Origin of the sequence: Aureimonas ureilytica (assembly GCF_001475935.1) — a bacterium.
Taxonomy (GTDB): domain Bacteria; phylum Pseudomonadota; class Alphaproteobacteria; order Rhizobiales; family Rhizobiaceae; genus Aureimonas; species Aureimonas ureilytica_A.
Genome location: NZ_LDQA01000079.1, coordinates 1 through 18,808, shown reverse-complemented (window position 1 = coordinate 18,808; position 18,808 = coordinate 1). Strand labels below are relative to the sequence as shown.

The following is an 18,808-nucleotide window of genomic DNA, read 5'->3' as shown; positions in this document are numbered from 1 at the left end:
TGGATCATCGCGGCCGCGATCGGCCAGTTGGTTCGATCGAACTTGCGCGCGTTTGCCTCTGACATGCGGTTTCTCTCCCCCCGCCTGTTCGGAACGTTTCGCCTATTCGGCAGCGGCGGCCAGCGCGCGGCGCTGGTTGGCCATGCGAACCGCCAGGCGGAAAGCCTCGCGCGTCGCACCCAGATCGGCCTTGCCCTTGCCGGCGATGTCGTAGGCCGTGCCGTGGGCGGGGGTGCAGAGCGGGAACGGCAGGCCGCCCATCATGGTCACGCCCTTGTCGAAACCCATCAGCTTCATCGCGATCTGGCCTTGGTCGTGATACATGGTGAGCACCGCGTGCCAGCCTTCCTTCAGGGCGCGCAGGAACACGGTGTCGGCCGGGAACGGCCCGTCCACCTCGTAGCCGGCCTCCTTCGCGGCGCGCACGGCGGGCTCGATGATCTCGATCTCCTCCATGCCGAAAGCGCCGCCGTCGCCGGCATGTGGGTTCAACCCGTTGATCGCGATGCGCGGGCGTGTGACGCCGGATTGCTTGAGACAGTCGTGGGTGAGCTTCACCTCGGCCAGGATCGCCTCAACCGACAGGTGGTCCGACACCTCCTTCAGGGGGATGTGCGAGGTGACGCGCGCGTTCCAGACCTTCTCTAGAACGTTGAACTCGCGCACCTTGCCTGAAAAGCCCGTGACGTCGACCACGAAGCGGATCTCGTCGTCGTAGCCGGGATAGGCGAAGCGCATCGCCTGCTTGTTGAAGGGCGTGAAGATCACCGCGTCGGCCTGGCCGGCATGGGCCATTTCCAGCGCGCGGCGGAAATTGGTGGTGGCGAAGGTGCCACCCTCCAGCGTCGCCTCGCCCCGGCGCACGTCCTCGACCGCCAGATTCTTCAGATCCACCATGACGGGCCGCGAGCCGTCGCCGATCGATGTGGCGTCGGCGGCCTCGCCGAGATCGAGCGTCACGCCGGCCTCAGTCGCGCCGCGCTGGAGAATGCGGCGGTCTCCGAAGACCACGACGCGCGCGCGCTCGTTGGTCTCGGGATCGGCCAGCAGCATGGCGGTGAGTTCCGGGCTGATACCGGCGGGGTCGCCCATGGCGAGGGCCACGATCGGACGCTCGGTGCCGTTGGTCGCAAAAGCCATTCCCAGTTCTCCCGAATGAAGCGTGGCGCTATCGCTAAACCATCTGAACACACGCATCAAGCCTTTTGTATTCTGCATACAGAATTCTGGTTTGACGGTTTCGTGCGTTTGTGGTGAGTGACGGATGAGAAGGATCGGGCGTCTGCCGCAGGGAGGAACGATGAGCGAAACGGTGTCGGCACCGCGCCCGAGCGACGGCGCGGCCGGTTCGGACATGGGGCGCATCTCACGCACCTCGCTGCACGACACGATCGTCGGGCGGTTGCGCGACATGATCATCGAAGGCGCGCTGGAGCCCGGCACCCGGTTGCACGAGGGCCAGCTCGGCGAACAGCTCGGGGTGTCGCGCACGCCCCTGCGCGAGGCCATCAAGTATCTGGCGAGCGAAGGGCTGGTGGAGCTGATCCCCAGTCGCGGCGCCACCGTGCGGCGCTTCGACCGCAAGGACGTCCACGACATGCTGGTCGTGATCCGTGAGTTGGAGCACCTCGCCGGCCGCCTCGCCTGCGAGGCCGGCACGGACGCGGGCATCGCCGCCGTCCGACGCGCGCACGACGCCATGATGGAGCGATATCGGGCCGGCGACCGGCTGGCCTATTACAAGCTCAACCAGGAGATCCACACGCGGATCGTCGAACTCAGCGGCAATTCGGCTCTCGCTCATGTCCATGCCGGGTTGCAGATGCGGCTGAAGCGCGTGCGTTTCATCGCGCACGAGGGCGCGGAAAAATGGGCGGCGGCCGTTGCCGAGCATGAGGAGATGATCGTGGCCCTGGAAAAGCGCGACGGCCCCGCGCTCGCCGAAATCCTCACCCGCCATCTTTCCCGTGCGTGGGAGAGAGTGGAGAACATGTTGTAGGCGGATCGGCGCTCTGCGAAGGGTCTGTTTCGAATAGCCAATTGGATCGTCGTGATCGGGATTTCCCCATCCGGCGTGTTGGGTCAGGCGCTCCCGAGCTGAGGTCTCGCTGTGGTTGACCCGTGGCCCTTGGCTGTCACGCCTCTCTTCGAGATCGATCCGATCGGGCCTTCCCATGATGGGATCGAAATGAGCGAGGCCGCTCGATCTGTGGCACGCCCTAGCCGTGCCACGAGGCAGACCCGAGACCATAAGCGAGCTTACCTCGCCCCCTTCCGCAAGGGGCATGTCTGCGCCAGGGCGAATTCCCGAATGATCGGCCTGTTCCCGAAGGCTTGCCTGCTTCAGCGCCGCCGGATGCCGTTGCCCCTTGGGCATTGGAACTTGCTTCCGTCTTCAGGCGCGGGCTTCCAGCATGGGGCTGGCGGTGTCTCATCCATGCTTTCCTCGACGCGGACGGCGTGGTCCGCGAGCCGAAGGCTTTCGCCCACGCGGAGGATTGCAGCGGAGGATTGCAGATGAATGCGGCGACGTTCGAACGTCGAGCCGTGCCGGTCGAAGTCCGGTCACGGGCGGCAGCTGGGGGGCTACGCCACATCCTTCGAGATTGAGGCCCGTATCGGCGAGCGCGTCACGCAGACGATCCAAGCGGGCGCTTTCGCCGCTTCGCTGCGGTCCGGCCGCGACATGCTCGCCCTGGTCGATCATGACCCCGGCCGGGTTTTTGGCCGCATCCAGAGCGGAAGGCCTCATCTTTCGGGAGATGCGCTTGGCCGGACGTTCTGGCGCTGGCCGAGCGGGGCAGTCTCGGCGGCATGTTCTTCAGCTTCAACGCAGTGGACGAGCACTGCACCGGCAACAGGCGCGAGCTGCGCGCCATCGAGCTGCATGAGGTCTCGATCGTCCTCGCATGGCCGGGTTGCGAGGGGACGGTGATCACGGCGCGCTCGCCTGCATCCGCCTTATTGTTGAAACCCTGGCGGCTATGCCGCTCAAGCCGCACCGCTTCAGCGAGGGAGGGGATCGTGCCCGCCACGCACCATGCTCTCTATCCGGTGCTCCAAGGCAAGATGCGGCTCGGCCTGACCTCCTTCGCCAGGCGCGAATGGAGGATCGCCAGCCTTCTGCACCATCTTGAACAAGGACAGCGAGCGTCTGAACGGCCAGGAAGATTCCGGTCTCGTCATCTCTCGCACTTTCGGCCTCCCGCCCTCCGCGATCGGCATCACCGATAACGCGACCTATCCGAACAAGGGCGAGGAAGGCCGCGCCCTGACCGCTCACGGGGCAGGACCGCAAGCCGAAGTGTCTCACTCAACTGGCAAGTTAGACGAAAACGCCCGTAACCCATTGAAATCTAGGGGACAGAAAATAAGCATGGCGGAGGGAGCGGGATTCGCCGGGGATGCCGTTGATTCGCTTAGGCTATTGTTTTTATTGTAAAATGCTGATCGCCTATGGTGTCTTGTAACCCGGAATGTACCCCGAAATGTAGCACAAGACAAACCGTGAACATGTACCTATTGGACATGAATGGCGGTGTCTTGCAAGGGGGGTAGAAATGTAAGTGTGGCAGGGGCCGGCATGAACCGGCTACGGGGCTTCAACTTTGCCGGTCTGATCCCCGCATGACGCACGAAAGAATGTCGCCACCCTGCCGCTGCTGATGGACAGCAAGGCGTTGTGGCCGATCGTTCGGACAAAAGCGACTCCAATGGAGCCCATACGCTGTGGATGCCGCGCCCTCCTGTTCAGGATGGAGCGCCACGCGCTGAAAGGCGCGCTCGAAATCAAGTGCCGCCGATGCGGACGCTTGAACCACCTGAGGCCGTCAGAGCCCTCCTTCGAAAGCCCTGAGCTTCCGATCGGAGAAATCCATGCAAACCAAAACGAGCCAGGGCGAGGGAACCCCTCCGCCCCTACCAGTGACCGCGCCCGGCCGGCCGGCGAAGGACCGATACCGTGAGCAATACGGCATCGTCCTCGTCTGCCCCAGCGAGGAAGACCAGGCCAAGCTTTACGAGGCCCTCGAAGCCATCCGCTCATGCAAGATCAAGGTGGTGGTCACGTGAGGGTCGAGGTTCGCCACCGCTGCGCCGACGCGACCAGCTACCGCGCCGCGCGCGTAAAATCCCTCTTCAACGTCGATGACGGCAGCGCTTTCGAACTGACCGCCGAACTCCCGATCGAAGGGGCCGACTGGAAGGTCGGCCTGATCGTCGGGCCGTCCGGCTCGGGCAAGACGTCCATGGGCCGGCTGATCTTTGGGGAGGGCGCCTTCTATCAGGCCGAGGGCTGGCCCGAGGATCGGCCCATCATCGACGCGATCGGCGCGGCCGGATCGTTCGACGAGGCGACCGGCGCTCTCTCGGCCGTGGGACTCGGCAGCGTCCCGTCCTGGCTGCGCCCCTACGGCGTGCTGTCCAACGGCGAGCGGTTCCGCGCCGATCTCGCGCGGATCATCTGTGATCGGCCGGCCCGCGTCGTGGTGGACGAGTTCACCAGCGTGGTGGACCGGCAGATCGCGCGCATTGGTGCCGGGGCCTTCGCGAAGGCCTGGCGTCGGACGGGCGGGCAGGCGGTCCTCCTGTCCTGCCACTACGACATTGCCGACTGGCTCGAGCCCGACTGGATCTTCGACACAGCGACAGGTGAGTTCACCGGGAGGGGTCTTCGACGACGCCCCCGCTTCAATCTCGAAATTGTCGAAACGGACTGGCGATTTTGGCCGCTCTTTGAGCCGCATCACTATCTGAAGCTACCAAAGATGATCGCGGCGAAATGCTATGTTGGCCTCGTCGAGGGCGAGCCGGTGGCGCATCTGGCGGTGTCCACGCGGCCGGGCCTGCGCGAGGCGAGGGCCTGCCGGCTGGTGATCATGCCCGAATGGCAGGGGGCCGGCGTCGGCATGCGCTTCCTGAACGCCGTCTGCTCGGAATGGCGCTGGGGTCGGAACCGCTACGGCATTCCCATGCCGACGCTGTTCCATACCTCGCATCCGGGGCTCGCGGCCGCTTTGCGGCGTGATCCGAAATGGGCGCAGGTATCGGCCGGCCTCGTGGGCGACAACAAGCTGCGCTGCGCCGCCTCGATCGCAAAATCGGCCGGCCAGAAACCCAGCGGCTCCGGCTATGGCGGCCACTTCCGCGCGGTGCAGGGCTTCCGCTACATGGGAGAGCCCACGTGCGCTTCGTGATCGTCGGGCAGAAGTGGTTCGCGGGCGCCGTTCTGGACCTTGCCGTGTCACACGGCGAAGTTCTTGCCGTCCTGAGCACGGCCGGCTCCTGCCGGTTCGCGGAGAAGGCGGCCGAGCGGGGCATTCCCGTTGCGCGGGACATGAGCGACCTGGAGCGGATGATGCGCGGCCGCGTGGTGGACCTCCTCATCACCGCCCACGCCACGAAGTTCGTGCCCGCGTCGGTGCGGACCCTCGCCGCGGCCGCCATCGGCTATCATCCGTCCCTTCTGCCGCGTCATCGAGGCGCGCGGGCCGTGCAGGCGACGATCGCGGCGGGCGACGCCATTGCGGGCGGCACGGTGTTTCATCTGACGGACGGATGGGACGAGGGGCCGGTCGCGTTTCAGGATTGGTGCTTCGTGCCGCCAAGCGCTACGGTCGCCGACCTCTGGCGCGATGAGCTCGCACCGCTGGGGCTCGACCTGCTGGCCAACGCGATCCGGTTCTACCAGCAGCGACGCGTTCTGCCGGCTCTGCGACAGGACGAACGCTTCTCGACAAGGTGCTAAATCTCGAAGTTGGTTCACGCTCGCAGTTCCGGCCGAGCTAAGCGAGTTTGGTAAGTAGCTGCTGGTGCCAGATTCCTCGCCGTCTTTCTGCAAATAATCACGGGCGCCACTTGCCTTGCATATCGTTAGCAACCATAATTGATATGCTAAAGCCGCATTCCACCGCGGTTTTGGGGAGGGTCGGGGCCAATGCCCCGATCAGTCCGAGGAAACGTTCCTCCAAAATATCCACTCTTATCAAAGGATTACCCATGTGTACGCAAAGACCCAAAGCAATGTTAAGGCCACGGCAGAGCCCGAGGCCAGCAATGTAAGATTTCTCTTGCTACAACACTTTGAGTTCGCAGTGCTGAAATGCGTCAAAAATCTTGGAGTAGAGGCTTTTCCTGCGGAAATAACGCGAAGCCTTTCCAAAGATTTGAATCGACATGTTTCGCTTGCGCAAGTGTTTGTTGCGCTCGAGCGCTTGCAGGATAAGGGATTTGTCTCTTCTGCAAGTTCCGAATCAAAGCCCGTGCGTGGTGGTCGCCGTAGACGCGTTTTCCAGATGGAAGCGTCCGGCACACGGGCTTTGAACTATACGGCGGCCACCTACCGGGAGCTTTCATCTCCTCTTGTAGGAGATAACGATGAACGAACTTCCGAAGGACAACCGTTCCCCGCGTAAGTGGGTTACGAAAATCTACCAAACGCTTGCTGTGGGGCGCTATGCACTGCACTGGCTCCCGGAGCTGCTGATCCTCTACTCGATCATCCAGGACGAGGACGGAGATGAAGCCGCCAAGGACTGGCTCCTCAAGGAGCTCGCGCTCGCGGTGAAGCCTAGCATGGCCCACCGCCTGTATCTTATCTACCGTGTCGTCTCGAAGCTTTGGGATGCGTTCAACAAGATCGCTCGGGACTGAGTAGTCCCTGGGCATAACCGGGCCAAGGCTGTCGAACCTTTTTGCTGGGATCGGTACATCCGATCCCAGCCCTTACCTTTTGTGGAAAGGGCGGCCGAGTGTGGCATCTCGGTCGCGCTGGATATTGGCAACCTCGAGCGGATGATGCGCGGTGGGGTGTTCGATCTACACCTTATAGCCATTGTGGGCAGTTGATCCTTACTCCCCTGCGTGATGCACCCTTCTCAGGGAGTCTAAAAGGCGGCTGCCGGCACCGACGATCTTCGAGAGCACCTTGATTTGCTCACGACATGCAACGCTTTCAGTTGGTGTTGGGTAATTGATCTGGTGGTCAACCTCGCCCCAGATCTCTTCGAAAAGGGTCCGTACTTGTATTTCACAGCAGAGGGGGGAGTTGGCTCGGGGGCGAACGAGGTAATGAACGCTCGTATATGACGTGGGCTTTTCTGAAACTGACAGTTCAAAGCCCCGGAAATACGACGCTGCCTCTGGATCCCATGTGTATGCCTTCGGAGGCTCGGCGAACACCCAGTCGCCCTCGTCTACTTTGGAGCGGATCACGGCGTCGATGTGTTGAAAGTCGTCTTGGAACAGATGGAGGATGCGGACCCCTGTTAGGTCGGTTATCTCTCTGAAGAGGTTATCTCCGTTGATCTCCCGGCCCTCCGCCATCTTGCGAGAGATTTTTGCTCGAAGGTGTTCCCTGTCTTTCAGACGACTCTTGTAGGAATGAACAGCGGAATGGTTGGGTTTATTGAGATCAGGGTGGTTTCCGATAAATTCCTCCACATTCTTCATGAAGGTTCTCAAATGATGATTTAGGTTGTCGAAAAGGGCAATCAGGTCAGCATGCTCATTCGCCTCAGACATCGAGCATACCTACACGATGGAGGAAATCGCGCGCAAAGGCATGGTAGGCCCTTTTTGTATCAACATACTTCTGGCGGTTGCCGCCTATAGAGGCCTTGTCTCCAGGTTCTAAATGTGGATTGTCTGGAACAAGCCACATGGGGCAATGATATTTCTGAGACATGCTCGGAAATGTATTGTGTGAGTGAATGACTGAGTTTTCGCCAATTGAATGGTCCAGCGCGCGTCCATCGTTGTCGAGAATAGTGTCGCTGAGGATAAATTCACGAATAGTGCTTGGTATCTGTCTTGCATAGTTTTCGTGAGCACGTGCTAGATCAAGATAGTTGCCCTCTCCACCATACCGCCGGGCATTGTAAATCGTGTAGCCGAGAAGTTTCACGAATTTCTTCGGGAAGTTTTCCCGCTTGGAATCCGATAAGAAGTGAAAGATGCTTTCGAACTGACGGCGCCAGGCCGAAAGTGCGTTTCCAATATTTCGAATACCATAAACTGAGAATAGGTCTGGCGCGCAGGGGATGATAAACCCGTCCGCAAGCGAAAGCAGGTTGCGGTTCAGCGCTCCAAGGCTGGGGGAGGTATCGAAAATGATGATCTCGTAGCCATCACGCCTAGCGTATTCGTAGGCGATTGATCGAACGCGAGTAGCAGTCCTGATAGCAAGGGGATCGCCTTGGTAGATCCCACTCCAGCGTTCGCCAATCTTGGCTTCAAAAAGATGGAGGGTCAGGCGGCCCGGGATTAGGTGCACGTTATTGCGCAGCCTAACAGCAGGCGGAAGTTCGTCTAGCTCGGCAGTTCCGTCCTCGGTGGGCTTCAAATCAAAATGGATGGATCGAGGGCTGCCGATGAGGTGGTCGAAATAGGCGGGATTTGCCTGGGAACGAGCCGCTGGGAAGTCTTCGATGAAATTGTCTTCGGGGCGCCAAATGTCATGAATTTCTTCCATAGGAAGCGAAAAGATCGTCAGGTTGCACTGAGGATCCAAATCAATGAGCAGAACCTTCTTCCCCAATTCTCCCAGCGCGTGCGCCAGATGGTAGGTCAGGGTCGTCTTCCCGACGCCCCCTTTGTTATTGAATATGGTAACGATTCGCGGCTGCATGCCGATGTTTCCTCTGGTTCTACCCGACTTTGAGTTCACGCAGCGTTTGACGTCAAGGTTGTAAGGGGGCGTGCTTGGAAGAATGTTGAATTCCTCAGCTACGCAGCGGCATCCCAAGCGCTTGTAGGTAGAGGTCGAGGATCGCCTCCTGTTCTTGCCGTTCCTGCGCGTCCTGCCTCCTAAGGCTGATCACCTTGCGAAGCACCTTCGTGTCGAAGCCGTTGCCTTTGGCTTCAGCGTAGACATCCTTGATGTCGTCGGAGAGCGTCTTCTTCTCTTCCTCAAGCCGCTCGATCCGTTCGACGAAGGAGCGCAGTTGGTCCTGCGCGACGTCATCCGTGGCGTTCGACATGCGGCTAACTCGCTTGTTTGGTGCCGGGTGAAGCCCCCGGCGCGATGTTGAGGATGGACGACTGCCCCTTGGCGTCGAACGTCGGGGCCAAGCTGTACAGCAGCTTGGGTTGCTCGCCCAAAGCTTCTAGCTCGATCTTCAGCGCGCTGATAAGTTCATCCGTGCCGCGCTTGTTGCGGTATCGGGTCAGCGCAGCGCGAAGCGCCTTGCGGGCGTCCTGTTCTGCGCGGCTGTCGGCCATGGCTTTGGCTTGGCGCGCAGCTGTGTAGGTGGGAGGCGGCAGGATCTCTCCTCTTGGACCGCGAGGGAGCCTCATCCGAACGGGACCTCCAGAGATGGGAATTCATCGTGCAGGGCGCCATCAAGGAGGCGGCCGGCGCGTTTCTTGCCGCAGGGGATCGCGAGAATGGCGAAGGGATGAATGACATCCGCCACGGACGCGCCCTCATCGGGCTCGATGAACCGATCCCCTATCCAATGGCGGATGCCGGCAAGACTGGTCATGTCCATGCCGGGCTCGATCCTGCCGCCGGCATCCACCTCGTGAACGCTCCAAGAACCCCACTGCTTGAACAAGAAAGGGATGCCGGCGTTTGCGCACTGGTCGCGCAGCGAGCGGACCCAGCCCGGATACATCGGGCGCGCGCCGGCTCCGCTCTCGCCGCCTGCAACGACCCAATCGATGTCGGCCAAGCTGACATGGATCGCGCCGAGCAGCGGTTCGGCGCTGACCCAGCGCAACGCGGCGGGCGTCTCGCACAGGATCGGGATGCGCTCGGCCGCGCGGTAGTGGTCCTCCACAGAGACGCCGAGCCAGATGTTCGAAAGAGGCCATAGGCCCAAGTCTAGGGCGGGAGTGTTCCAGCGGCCTGTGGCTGCCATCAAGGCCGCGGCTGTCATCGAAGGATGACGGCCGCGTTCATCGGCACGGCAGCAGTAATCCTGCATCCGCTCCGGCCGTTTCGTCAGCACCTGGAACTGATGCTGCGGGGCGAGGGCCATGACCGCGAAGACGCGATCGATCCACTCGTCCGGCACGTTCTCGTGGAACAGATCGGCATGGGCGCAGACGAAGATCATGCGCGGCCGGCGCCAGCGCAGCGGCTGGTCGAGCCATTGCCCGTTGAACCGGACCTCGCCAGTCCAGACGGAGCCGCCCTTCGTCTCCTGCGTCAGGCCGGCGCGGGAGGGCGTGTTGCGCAGGCGCGAGCCCGCGAGTTTCATGGCGTAGCAGTTCGTGCAGCCAGGCGAGACGACGGAACAGCCGGTGATGGGGTTCCAGGTCGCGTCGGTCCATTCGATGGGGGTGCCGTCGGCCATTAGGCATCGCCTCGGCCGTTGCGCGCGGCAAACTCGGCCGGCGTTTCGCATGAGACACAGACGAGCCTGCCGTTGGGGTCGAAAAAGCCGCCTTCCTGAAGCCAAGCTTCGTCTTGGCAGCGAACGCAGATGCTCCCGAGACCGCTTTCGCACCATAAGCGGCTGCCGATCGGAACGGCGTGGCCGTCCCATTCCTCGTGGCGGACCACATCCGGGTTCTGAGCGTTGCAAAACTCGCAGTCGCCGCAAGGCTCGGTCGTCTCGCCATCCTCGAGGGCCTCGCAGATCGATGGAATGCCGCGCTCGCTCAGCCAAAGCTCGATCGCGTGCTCCGGGCTGCGCGCTTTGATCGGCAGCCAGTTCCACTCGTCAGCGATCCCAACCGCATAGGAAAGCAGGGGCTCTGCCGATGAAACTATGCCGGCGCTGCCAGCGATGGCGGGAGCGGCGATCGGCGGAAGGAGAGGTGCCGCCGCGACGGCCGCCATCCCGCGCAGGAGTGATCTACGGTTGATCATCACGCGGCCTCACTCTTTGGAAGGGCGTCGATATTCGCTTTCGCGACGGTGAAGGTGAGGGCGACCACCCAGGGGTTTCGGCCGAAGATTCCGTCGCCTTTCAAATTCCAACGGGGATCGTGAAGTTCGTTGATGAACCCTGCGAAGGCGGCGACGGGGGTGCCATGAGAGATGTCGCGCTCGGACAGCACTCCGCCGTTCCGCGCAAACCGGGACGGTTTGCCGACGGCCGACCAGTCCATCGACCAGCCTGGATAGCGTCCCATGCATCCAGAACATTCGAGACGGCACGTCGCGCCTTCAGCAATCGCATCCGCTTCGCTGATGTCTTGGAGCCGCTCGACCCGCACATCTGACACTGTGAGCGTCAACCGAGAGAACTCGCGGGGCATGTGGATCGACGGCCAGTATTTCGCGTGCGGAGCGTCTGGCGCGGGCGTGGCCGCGTAAATGACGCGACCAGTCGGCGCAATGCGGGCTTGATGGATTTCAAACACACCATCGCCGGTGTGCGACCACGTCTCGCGCACCCAAAGGCGGTCGCCTGCTGCGAAGCTTAAACTGCCGAGTTCCCATAGGGACATTGGCCCGCCGTCGTCGGAGAAGTTATCGCCCCAGCTGCTCGCGTCGCCGGGCAGGCCCGAATAAAATCCGGGATTGCTCTCAGCTAAGTTCTCGACCGTGAACCCCTTTGGAATGCGAAGCACCCTCCGCGTCTGGGTCTTTCGGCCGTCGAGCAGCGCCTGGATCATCGGTCCGGAAAAAAGGATCGGCCGGTCGGTCATGGCGTCTGCTCCGGCCAAGGCGTCGCAGTCGAAGCATCGGGATCAATGCCCATCCGCAGGCAGATTTCGTGGGCGTAGGTCGAGCCCAGTCCGAACAGGTCCATCGCGAAAACCCAATTCGCGCCGGAGGCTTTGCGCGTGCGCGCGATCTGCCGCGCATTGGCGAACACATGTCGGACGGTGATGCGCTCGAATGTCCGGCTCATCTGCTCGACGGCGATCTCGGCCGGCGCCCGTGCCGGCTCCTGCGCGCGGTCGAGGCGGTCGAGTTCGGCGAGTAGAAGGGCAATGGCCTTCACGAGGTCACGGCGCCGCGTGGTCGGCTTCCACCAGCTATGCGCCCAAGGCCAGCCCGAGGGGCGGAGATAGCGGCGCTGGCGTTCGTCGGCCCAGCTGGAGACGCGCGCGTAGCAAAGCGCTGCCTCCAGAAGCTCGCCGTTGCGGTGCGCGTCGTCATGTTCGCGCGTCCAGCCCTCGTCCGTAGCTTGACGCAGCCGCTCGCGCAGGACGTCGAGCGCGCCGCGCGAAAGGCCGATGGTTGGATTGTTCGGATCAAGCTGCATCGGAGTGCCCGAAATCAGAGAAGGAGGAGTGCGAGGCCGAAGCCGACCGGAATGCCGATGAGCGCGCCGCTCAGGGCGCAGGCGACGGCTGTCTGCAGGATAGGTCCGAGACCGGGGCGGAGGCGCACGCTCATCGCGCCGCCCTCGCATCCTCGGCCGCGATTTCAAGCGCGACCTCGGCGGCGGCCAGCGCCGCTTGACCGAATGCCCGCGCTTCGGCCTGTAAGCGGAGGCGAGGCGCGGAAGCCTTACCGTCCACGGCGCTTTTCGTCTCGATCGCGGAGCGGATGTCGGCCTGCTCGCGGGCGAGCCTTGCCTCGATCTTCTGTTCGGTCGCGGCCGCCCGGCGCGCCATGGCGGCGGAGACGTCGCGCGCCACCTGTTCGGAAAGGCTGGTCACGGCCGGCCCTCCGCGACTTCCGTTCGGCGCTCGGCGTCAGCGGACTTTGCCCTCTCAGCACTGACCTCGTCTCGAAGCGCCTTCGCGAACTCCGGCCATTCGGTCTCCTGCGACAGACGCATCGGAGATATCGCGCCGAAAAAGTCGGGGCATCTCTCCAGAAGAACCATGATCGGGCTGTGATCGGTGCCGCCCGTGAAGGTCATGCACCCCGTTTCTCCGAACACCTCTTTGATGAGGCTGAAATTCGAGACCAAGGCCGGGTCCATTGACAGCCTAGTGGCGCCGGGGACGATCGTGGGGAGGATAACGCGAGGGTCTTTGGTAGGGGTGAAGACCTGATAGTCGGTTACGCGCTGCACGCCACCATCTTCGCGTCCCATCCGGCCGAGGAGATGGAACCCTCGAGGTTTCCACTCGGCATCTTTGGGGTGGTGCATCGCAGGTAGCACGCTGGCGCAGGCATGGGTTAGTTGCAGGGCGGCCGGCTGGCTCCATTCCGGCAAAGGAAGATCGGCCTGCTCGTCAGCATAGATGCTGCTGATCGGTGCGCGTGGCGCGCAGGCCTTGATGAGCGCTTCCGGTAGATGAAAGGCCCTCGGGCTCGCGACGGCCGCTTCACGGTCGAGCATCATGGCCAGCGTTTGACCGTCGGTCGCCACGCACAGCGCGCCTTCCGGGTGCGGGAACACCATGAAAGCCCCGTCCTTCCAGCGGAAAACCTCTTTCGCGGCTGACAGGAGGATCGGGCCGAATGCGTGAATGATGCGGCTCTGGATGATGGCCACGAAGGGCCTATTGTCAGCGGAGGTCGACATAGCAATTCTGCCTTTTTCCGGGTTGGTGTGAGCGCGGCCGGCCTCAGTCGAGGTGCCGGGCGGCTTTCACGTTGGCGGCGGTGGGAAGGAAGGCGGAGACGACCGCGTCGAACTCGTCGGAGTTCTCGCCCGCCCAGCGGTCGGAGACGAAGAACAGGGCGTTGACGGCATAGGTCGGGGTCGAGGACCAATGGCCGAAGCCGTCGATGAACACCTTCGTCGGCTCGTAGATCGGCCGGCCCTTGCTATCGAGCGTGTCGTTGAAATCCTTGTCGCTGATGTCGACGAAGTCGAGCACCTTGCCCTTGCCGGCGACGGCCGCGATCTTGGCGGTGAAGTCGGAGTTCTTCGACGAGGTGAAGAACAGGCAGCCGACGTCGGACCCGTCCACGACCTGCGTCAGTGCCAGCGTGTCGCCGACAGTCTCGGTCGGGATGGCCGAATAAGCGTCGCTGCCTTCGATCCGGTCCGCCTGGACGATGCCATTCCACGACACCCACGAGCCGGACCCGAACTTGCCGATCGCGACCTTCGGCTTGCGCGAGACGAAGTCGCTCAGATCGTTGATGCCGAGCGAGCGATTGCAGACGAGGTTCAGGGTTTCCCGAAACGCGGCCCCGATGCGCTGCGCGGTCAGCGCCGCGCCGGCGTTCGAGGCGCGGAAAACCGTGTCGGCGTCCGACTGAACGATGGCCGCGTCGCACTGGCCGTTCTTCAGCTTGCCGAGATTGTCCCAGCTGCCGTCGGTCGCGATCACTTCGACCGGCACGGTGCCGCGCAGGGTCTTCTGCAACTCGAGCCCGAAGGCGAAATAATTGCCGTCCTTCCGCGCGGTGCAGACGCGGAAGGGGGCGTCCTGCGCCTGGGCGGATGGTGCAAGGAGGGCGGCGGCGGCGAGGATGGCCGCAAGGAAGGGCAGGCGGGTCATGATAGCTCCGGGGGTGGGGAAAGGGTCAGTGCGCGAGGGGCGCGGAGGCCTTGGCCGGCGCGGCGGTACGAGGGCGCGAGTGGAGCGCGTCGATAGTTTTGATGAGCGCCGAGACCGGCCCGCGAAGTTCCGGTTGGAGATCTTGAATGCCGGGAAGCGGTTCGTCCGCCAACCCAAGCCGGCTAGCAGAAGGAGCAGGAAGAGCGGCGTCGCCCTCCGGCATTGGCATTGAAACCAGCAGGTCGGATGTTTCGCAGTTCAGCGCCTGGGCGAGCCGGATGAGGGTTGCCGCCCTGATGCTGTTCATCCCGCTCTCGTATTTCTGAATCTGCTGATAGGTCACGCCGACTTTGCGGCCGAGCGCTTCCATGCTCATGCGGCGGGCGGTGCGCATGGCGCGCAGGCGCGCGCCGAGGTCCACGTCGATGGGGTCGCGAGTTTTAGGCATGGCGGTCACTTTCAAGACGAGGGAAACGGCGCGGCGCGTAACCCGCACGGCGGATATGGCGGGCGGCCCGGCCTCAGGCCGCGCCGCGCAGAGCCATCTCGACTTCGAGATCGAGATTGTCGTTGTTCATGAGCTGCCGCTCGAAGGCTTTGATGTCCTCCCAGATCTCCAGGAGGATCGGCACTTTGCCACGCGCCTTGATGAGCAGGGCGCAATTGCGCTTAGCGCGGGCGCAGTCGGCCAGCGTCAGATGCTCGTCGCCCTTCGGTACGAACAAAGGACGGTTTTCGCGGAGCGCCCGAGCCATTGCGCCGCCTCAGCCCTGCGCGGCGGCGTAGGCGTAAAGGGAGGCGCGATAGAAGGGTTCGCGCCGGTCTGCCTCTTCGTCCGACAGGACCACAGAGCGTTCGAACTCGACCCCGTTGAGGCGCAGGCTGAACGCGACGCCGCCGCGCACCGAGATCCGGGGCATGGAGCATGAGGCTTTGACACCAGCGACCACCTGGGCGGCGTGCGTGTTCTTGTCAACCAGATAGGTGGGTGTGCCGTCATAGGCGCGGGTTGTCGGTAGCAGCTGCGCGTCGCGCTCCCGGTCCACGAAGCCCGCTGGGGTGCGGGTCTGGGCCAGGACGTCGGCCGGCGTCTCGCTGTCTTCGAGATCGACGCGGCGGACGGGTTCGAACTCCGGCGCGGACTGGTCGAAGTTGAAGTCGCTCCAGTCGTAGCGCTTGGTTTTCTGGCGCCTGCTCATCGGCCGGCCTCCGAGGAAGCGGTGCGGAACGAGCGGAAGTTCTCCTGCCGGTCCAGAACCTGAGCGGCCTGCGCCTCGATGCAGCGGCCAATAGCCTTGTAGCCAAGGGTGGACATGCAAATTGCAAGCATCGCCCAGGCAGCAAAATACCTAGTGAGATCGCCGATTTTAAGGTTGCGCCTGTCGTGCTGATCAGGCCGATTGCCGAGCTTTTTGGATGCCATGTCTCGTCTCCGACATGAGGGGGCTTCGGTAGCGCTTGGCTAGCGAACTGGAGACGAGGATATACGCACGATGCGTAAAGTCAACGCATGGTGCGTATGAATATGCGTAAGCTGATCGCGGGAGGAATGATCTCGGCCAGCAGGCAGGCGAAAGCTGCTCTCACCCTACGCGGTTATTCCCGCAATCCACAGGCGAGAAAATGGCACACTCGACTCCCGCCATTGTTTGATAGCTAATGAGAACGGAGGGTGAACATTTGGAGGAAATGAGATGAGCTTTCCCGGTCGGGAAGCGCTTTTGGGCCAAGTATCGTCATTGACGATCGAATGTGCCGACTGCGGTCGCACCCGCATGCGTCGCAGGGATGAGCTATGGCGCTATGGCGTCAGTGATGACGTGCCGCTCTCGCAACTTTGCGCCAGGCTCACGTGTGCTGGCTGCCGTGACGAGGGGCTACCTGGACGTCGAGTTTCCGTACAGGTGGTCTTCGTCAGCGAAGCCCATAGGCTCAGGGCAGAGGCCTATCTGATCAATAGCCGTGAAGCTCGCGGTTCGGCACGACGCGCCAAAGGTGCTTGATCTCATATGGATCGAACGTGAGGTCTTCTGGCGGATTGAATTGTTCGACTGTAAGCGTGGATTTACTGCGTCGCTTCAAGCGCTTCAGGAATGCTTTCCCTGCGCTTCCGTCGGCTTCGGGGAACGTCTCAATGATGACGTCATCCCCTACGCTGGGCTCAGTCCGGTCGCAGAAGACGATGTCGCCCTTGCGGTATGCTGGATACATACTATCGCTGATGACTTCGAGGGCGAACACGCCGGGTCTCTGGTACAAGCCCCGGGGCCGCATAATGTATTCAGAAACGGCTCCATTGAATGCGAAGTCGCCATCTATTCCGGCGGCCACCACGCCGAGCTTTTCCACATCGCGGGGCCCATTGGGTAGCGGTAGTTTGTCCGAGACGAAAGTCGCATCGGCCAATTTTTCAAGGTCGAGCGGGTCAACGATCCCCTGCCGCAGGGCTTCGGAATCCACGGCCAGCAGAGCCGCCAACTCTTCCAGTTGGTCGCTCGTAGGCGTCAAAGCGCTGCGTTCCCAGGCGTCAACTTCTTCGATCGTTTCCCCGAGAGCATCGGCGACATACCGGATCGTATAGCTTCTTTGTCTGCGCGCTTGGCGCATGGCTTGAGCTAGCCGTCCATCCTGCACCGGGGCTGACAATACAGGCGCCGACACGACGGGCGCCATAATCGGCCCTCCAAGAGCCCTGACCTCCTGCTCGGTGATCCCGAACTGACCCGGCAGTTTGGCCAGCATTCGCTCCATGAGCGGGCCGCTCAGATACTGGCCGCTGTGAAGCGCCGGGTTTCCGTATCGCTGGATGCTGGACGCGCGTGCGTACCCCAAGAGTTTCGCGAATTCGTCCATAGATAGGCCGGTCTTGTCGCGAATCTTGTTGAATTGCGCAGCGAGGCGCTCGCGCCGTTCGTCCTTCGTCTCATCCGGCTTCTTGCTCATAGAGGCGTAGATACGCGTAAAGACCATACGCATTCCACGTTGATCGCTGTTGACCATTTACGCATGATGCGTATATCCTTACCCAATGTGCGTAAGAGGTGCGATCGATGTCTGATATCGCCACGGCCGACCGAGCATCGCGGAACCCGGCTGAAATCATCATCCAAAAGTTTGGTGGCCTATCGGGGATGGCACGTGCCTACCCGATGCCTGACGGATCGCCCCGGCCTGTGACCACAGTGCAGAGTTGGAGGGACCGCGGCCGTATTCCGCAGGATCACTGGATCGGCATCCAAGAGGCCGGGGAGCGGCAAGGGCTTGAGATTGCCCTTTCTGATTTTCTTGCGGTCGAAGGCTCGGCCGCCGCATGACCGCGCCCCTCTCCGCCACCATGATCAGCGCCGGCCTTTTCGCGCTGGTCAGAAGCCAGCGCGCGGCCAAGGGTTTGACGCAAGCCGACATGGCGCACCGCCTGGGCGTGAGCCTGCGCACCTTCAAGCGCTGGGAATATTCGGATGGGAGCCCGACATTGGAAGTCGGCATCCGCTGGATGCGCGCGCTCGATATCGTGCCGACCTTTGCCGTGAGTGCCGAAGGTGTCAGTTCTGACACTTCCGGAGCGCAGCCTGACGATGCTTCTGCTTCGTCCGCCATTGTTCCTCATGGTGCCCTCTTCGCCACGTCGTTCTCGGAAGATGTGGCAGGCGGTCGCAGCGTTCACGGAAATTCGCCCAGCGCCGATTTCCCGAACTCGGAGGCGGCTCGATGATCCGCCCCTTTTCCGATCTCGACATGCGCTCGCTCAAGACGATGTCAGGCGAACTGGTGTCGGCCGTGGGCGGCACGGGGGCAGCCAGCCTCCTGATGCCGGTTGTCAACGACAAGGGCGAAGTGCACCCGATCTCGGAGCCACGCGTCTCCGGCTATTGCACAACGTCCGACATGACCCGGTTCATGCCGATCCATCATGTGGTGCGCCTGGAAATCGCCGCGGGGCAGGGGATCGTCTCCAAATGGATGACGGACCGCCTCGTGCGGGACGGCACCGGCACGGTCGGCGACGTGTGCGACAACGATCTGCGCCGCATCTCGCGCGAGGTCTCCGACCTGATCGTGGTCACGGACGACGCACTGGCGGACGGCAACATCTGCAGCGCAGAGCGCGGGGCGATGCGCGAAGCCATCCGCGACCTGGAGCGCGAGCTTTCGACACTGAAAGCGAAGGTGGCGCAGCCATGAGGGAGCGTCATCGCAAGCCACGTCTGATGCCGCGTGACGATGACCCGGCAGTGCCGGTCGGGCGCGGGCGACTTTTGCTCAACGACGAGCCGGCGGAAATCGTCCGGCACATCATGGACGAGGCCGCACGCTGGGCCGTCGAGCACGATCCGCGCCGCTCCGGTTGGGTTGCTCGCCAAATTCAGAAAGGTCGGCTCAGCAGCTGACCCCCCCCTTTCTCTTCTACACATCTGACGCTTCCGACTCTCTCCCCTCTGTAGTACTCGGTGGCTGCCGGATCACTCACGATAAACATAATCTCCCTGTACCGCTCACA

At 62.4% G+C, this 18,808-nt stretch carries 28 protein-coding genes; 11 read left to right on the top strand and 17 right to left on the bottom strand.

Annotation, left to right across the window (positions count from 1 at the left end; genetic code table 11):
* Positions 1-102: 102 nt before the first annotated feature.
* Positions 103-1,140: a 4-hydroxythreonine-4-phosphate dehydrogenase PdxA gene (locus NS365_RS22000; RefSeq protein WP_058602444.1), complete on the bottom strand. Its 1,038-nt coding sequence runs from the start codon at positions 1,138-1,140 to the stop codon at positions 103-105.
* A 214-nt stretch (positions 1,141-1,354) separates the two neighbouring features.
* Here NS365_RS22000 and NS365_RS21995 point away from each other — a divergent pair, with 214 nt between their 5' ends.
* The 7 genes from NS365_RS21995 (at position 1,355) to NS365_RS21975 (ending at position 6,651) form a co-directional block, all read left to right on the top strand.
* On the top strand, positions 1,355-1,999 hold the full coding sequence (locus NS365_RS21995; protein WP_193753507.1) for a GntR family transcriptional regulator: 645 nt from the start codon (positions 1,355-1,357) through the stop codon (positions 1,997-1,999).
* A 522-nt stretch (positions 2,000-2,521) separates the two neighbouring features.
* Positions 2,522-2,935 carry an HK97 family phage prohead protease gene (locus tag NS365_RS25395; protein WP_206612165.1) on the top strand — a complete coding sequence of 138 codons (414 nt, stop codon included), beginning with the start codon at positions 2,522-2,524 and terminating at the stop codon, positions 2,933-2,935.
* 730 nt (positions 2,936-3,665) lie between these two features.
* A complete protein-coding gene (locus NS365_RS25390; protein WP_082684782.1) occupies positions 3,666-3,965 on the top strand; it encodes a Com family DNA-binding transcriptional regulator in 300 nt (99 codons plus the stop codon).
* The gene (locus NS365_RS24265; protein WP_153003897.1) at positions 3,877-4,071 is read left to right on the top strand and encodes a hypothetical protein; all 195 of its coding nucleotides are present in this window, start codon (positions 3,877-3,879) and stop codon (positions 4,069-4,071) included. Before NS365_RS25390 ends, NS365_RS24265 begins: the two co-directional genes overlap by 89 nt.
* Complete coding sequence (locus tag NS365_RS21985) at positions 4,068-5,195, top strand: GNAT family N-acetyltransferase (protein WP_058602441.1); 1,128 nt, start codon at positions 4,068-4,070, stop codon at positions 5,193-5,195. Before NS365_RS24265 ends, NS365_RS21985 begins: the two co-directional genes overlap by 4 nt.
* Entirely contained in the window at positions 5,183-5,746 is a 564-nt protein-coding gene (locus NS365_RS21980; RefSeq protein ID WP_058602440.1) for a formyltransferase family protein, read from the top strand. Before NS365_RS21985 ends, NS365_RS21980 begins: the two co-directional genes overlap by 13 nt.
* Before the next feature lie 629 nt (positions 5,747-6,375).
* Positions 6,376-6,651 (top strand): hypothetical protein, encoded by a 276-nt coding sequence (locus NS365_RS21975; protein WP_058602439.1) that lies wholly within the window; start codon positions 6,376-6,378, stop codon positions 6,649-6,651.
* Positions 6,652-6,849: 198 nt separating this feature from the next.
* Here NS365_RS21975 and NS365_RS21970 read toward each other — a convergent pair whose 3' ends face one another.
* The 16 genes from NS365_RS21970 to NS365_RS21895 all read right to left on the bottom strand — a co-directional run bounded on the left by NS365_RS21970 (position 6,850) and on the right by NS365_RS21895 (position 17,310).
* Complete coding sequence (locus NS365_RS21970; RefSeq protein WP_058602438.1) at positions 6,850-7,521, bottom strand: RelA/SpoT domain-containing protein; 672 nt, start codon at positions 7,519-7,521, stop codon at positions 6,850-6,852.
* Positions 7,514-8,626: a ParA family protein gene (locus NS365_RS21965; protein WP_058602437.1), complete on the bottom strand. Its 1,113-nt coding sequence runs from the start codon at positions 8,624-8,626 to the stop codon at positions 7,514-7,516. The genes NS365_RS21970 and NS365_RS21965 overlap by 8 nt, the downstream gene beginning before the upstream one ends.
* A 94-nt stretch (positions 8,627-8,720) precedes the next feature.
* On the bottom strand, positions 8,721-8,978 hold the full coding sequence (locus tag NS365_RS21960; RefSeq protein ID WP_058602436.1) for a DUF2312 domain-containing protein: 258 nt from the start codon (positions 8,976-8,978) through the stop codon (positions 8,721-8,723).
* A gap of 4 nt (positions 8,979-8,982) precedes the next feature.
* Positions 8,983-9,219: a hypothetical protein gene (locus NS365_RS21955; protein ID WP_058602435.1), complete on the bottom strand. Its 237-nt coding sequence runs from the start codon at positions 9,217-9,219 to the stop codon at positions 8,983-8,985.
* A 71-nt stretch (positions 9,220-9,290) separates the two neighbouring features.
* A complete protein-coding gene (locus NS365_RS21950; RefSeq protein ID WP_058602434.1) occupies positions 9,291-10,298 on the bottom strand; it encodes a DUF5131 family protein in 1,008 nt (335 codons plus the stop codon).
* The gene (locus NS365_RS21945) at positions 10,298-10,816 is read right to left on the bottom strand and encodes a twin-arginine translocation signal domain-containing protein (RefSeq protein ID WP_153003896.1); all 519 of its coding nucleotides are present in this window, start codon (positions 10,814-10,816) and stop codon (positions 10,298-10,300) included. Before NS365_RS21945 ends, NS365_RS21950 begins: the two co-directional genes overlap by 1 nt.
* On the bottom strand, positions 10,816-11,601 hold the full coding sequence (locus NS365_RS21940; RefSeq protein WP_058602432.1) for a hypothetical protein: 786 nt from the start codon (positions 11,599-11,601) through the stop codon (positions 10,816-10,818). Before NS365_RS21940 ends, NS365_RS21945 begins: the two co-directional genes overlap by 1 nt.
* Positions 11,598-12,164, bottom strand: a complete 567-nt coding sequence (locus NS365_RS21935) for a hypothetical protein (RefSeq protein WP_058602431.1) — start codon at positions 12,162-12,164, stop codon at positions 11,598-11,600. The genes NS365_RS21940 and NS365_RS21935 overlap by 4 nt, the downstream gene beginning before the upstream one ends.
* Before the next feature lie 130 nt (positions 12,165-12,294).
* Positions 12,295-12,564 (bottom strand): hypothetical protein, encoded by a 270-nt coding sequence (locus NS365_RS21930; RefSeq protein WP_058602430.1) that lies wholly within the window; start codon positions 12,562-12,564, stop codon positions 12,295-12,297.
* Complete coding sequence (locus NS365_RS21925; RefSeq protein ID WP_153003895.1) at positions 12,561-13,352, bottom strand: hypothetical protein; 792 nt, start codon at positions 13,350-13,352, stop codon at positions 12,561-12,563. Before NS365_RS21925 ends, NS365_RS21930 begins: the two co-directional genes overlap by 4 nt.
* A 73-nt stretch (positions 13,353-13,425) precedes the next feature.
* The gene (locus NS365_RS21920; RefSeq protein WP_058602428.1) at positions 13,426-14,310 is read right to left on the bottom strand and encodes a TAXI family TRAP transporter solute-binding subunit; all 885 of its coding nucleotides are present in this window, start codon (positions 14,308-14,310) and stop codon (positions 13,426-13,428) included.
* Between the two features lie 25 nt (positions 14,311-14,335).
* The gene (locus NS365_RS21915; RefSeq protein WP_058602427.1) at positions 14,336-14,758 is read right to left on the bottom strand and encodes a helix-turn-helix domain-containing protein; all 423 of its coding nucleotides are present in this window, start codon (positions 14,756-14,758) and stop codon (positions 14,336-14,338) included.
* Between the two features lie 73 nt (positions 14,759-14,831).
* The gene (locus tag NS365_RS21910) at positions 14,832-15,065 is read right to left on the bottom strand and encodes a hypothetical protein (RefSeq protein ID WP_153003894.1); all 234 of its coding nucleotides are present in this window, start codon (positions 15,063-15,065) and stop codon (positions 14,832-14,834) included.
* 9 nt (positions 15,066-15,074) lie between these two features.
* Positions 15,075-15,509: a hypothetical protein gene (locus NS365_RS21905; protein WP_058602425.1), complete on the bottom strand. Its 435-nt coding sequence runs from the start codon at positions 15,507-15,509 to the stop codon at positions 15,075-15,077.
* Complete coding sequence (locus NS365_RS21900; protein WP_058602424.1) at positions 15,506-15,733, bottom strand: hypothetical protein; 228 nt, start codon at positions 15,731-15,733, stop codon at positions 15,506-15,508. Before NS365_RS21900 ends, NS365_RS21905 begins: the two co-directional genes overlap by 4 nt.
* A gap of 530 nt (positions 15,734-16,263) precedes the next feature.
* On the bottom strand, positions 16,264-17,310 hold the full coding sequence (locus NS365_RS21895) for a helix-turn-helix domain-containing protein (RefSeq protein WP_082684779.1): 1,047 nt from the start codon (positions 17,308-17,310) through the stop codon (positions 16,264-16,266).
* A gap of 50 nt (positions 17,311-17,360) precedes the next feature.
* Here NS365_RS21895 and NS365_RS21890 point away from each other — a divergent pair, with 50 nt between their 5' ends.
* Genes NS365_RS21890 through NS365_RS21875 form a run of 4 tightly spaced genes read left to right on the top strand, consistent with a single transcriptional unit; the run spans position 17,361 to position 18,698 of the window.
* Positions 17,361-17,624, top strand: coding sequence for a carph-isopro domain-containing protein (locus NS365_RS21890; protein ID WP_058602422.1), 264 nt, complete (start codon positions 17,361-17,363; stop codon positions 17,622-17,624).
* Positions 17,621-18,022 carry a helix-turn-helix transcriptional regulator gene (locus NS365_RS21885; protein WP_058602421.1) on the top strand — a complete coding sequence of 134 codons (402 nt, stop codon included), beginning with the start codon at positions 17,621-17,623 and terminating at the stop codon, positions 18,020-18,022. The genes NS365_RS21890 and NS365_RS21885 overlap by 4 nt, the downstream gene beginning before the upstream one ends.
* On the top strand, positions 18,019-18,492 hold the full coding sequence (locus NS365_RS21880) for a hypothetical protein (RefSeq protein WP_058602420.1): 474 nt from the start codon (positions 18,019-18,021) through the stop codon (positions 18,490-18,492). Before NS365_RS21885 ends, NS365_RS21880 begins: the two co-directional genes overlap by 4 nt.
* Positions 18,489-18,698 carry a hypothetical protein gene (locus NS365_RS21875; RefSeq protein ID WP_058602419.1) on the top strand — a complete coding sequence of 70 codons (210 nt, stop codon included), beginning with the start codon at positions 18,489-18,491 and terminating at the stop codon, positions 18,696-18,698. Before NS365_RS21880 ends, NS365_RS21875 begins: the two co-directional genes overlap by 4 nt.
* Positions 18,699-18,808 lie beyond the last annotated feature (110 nt).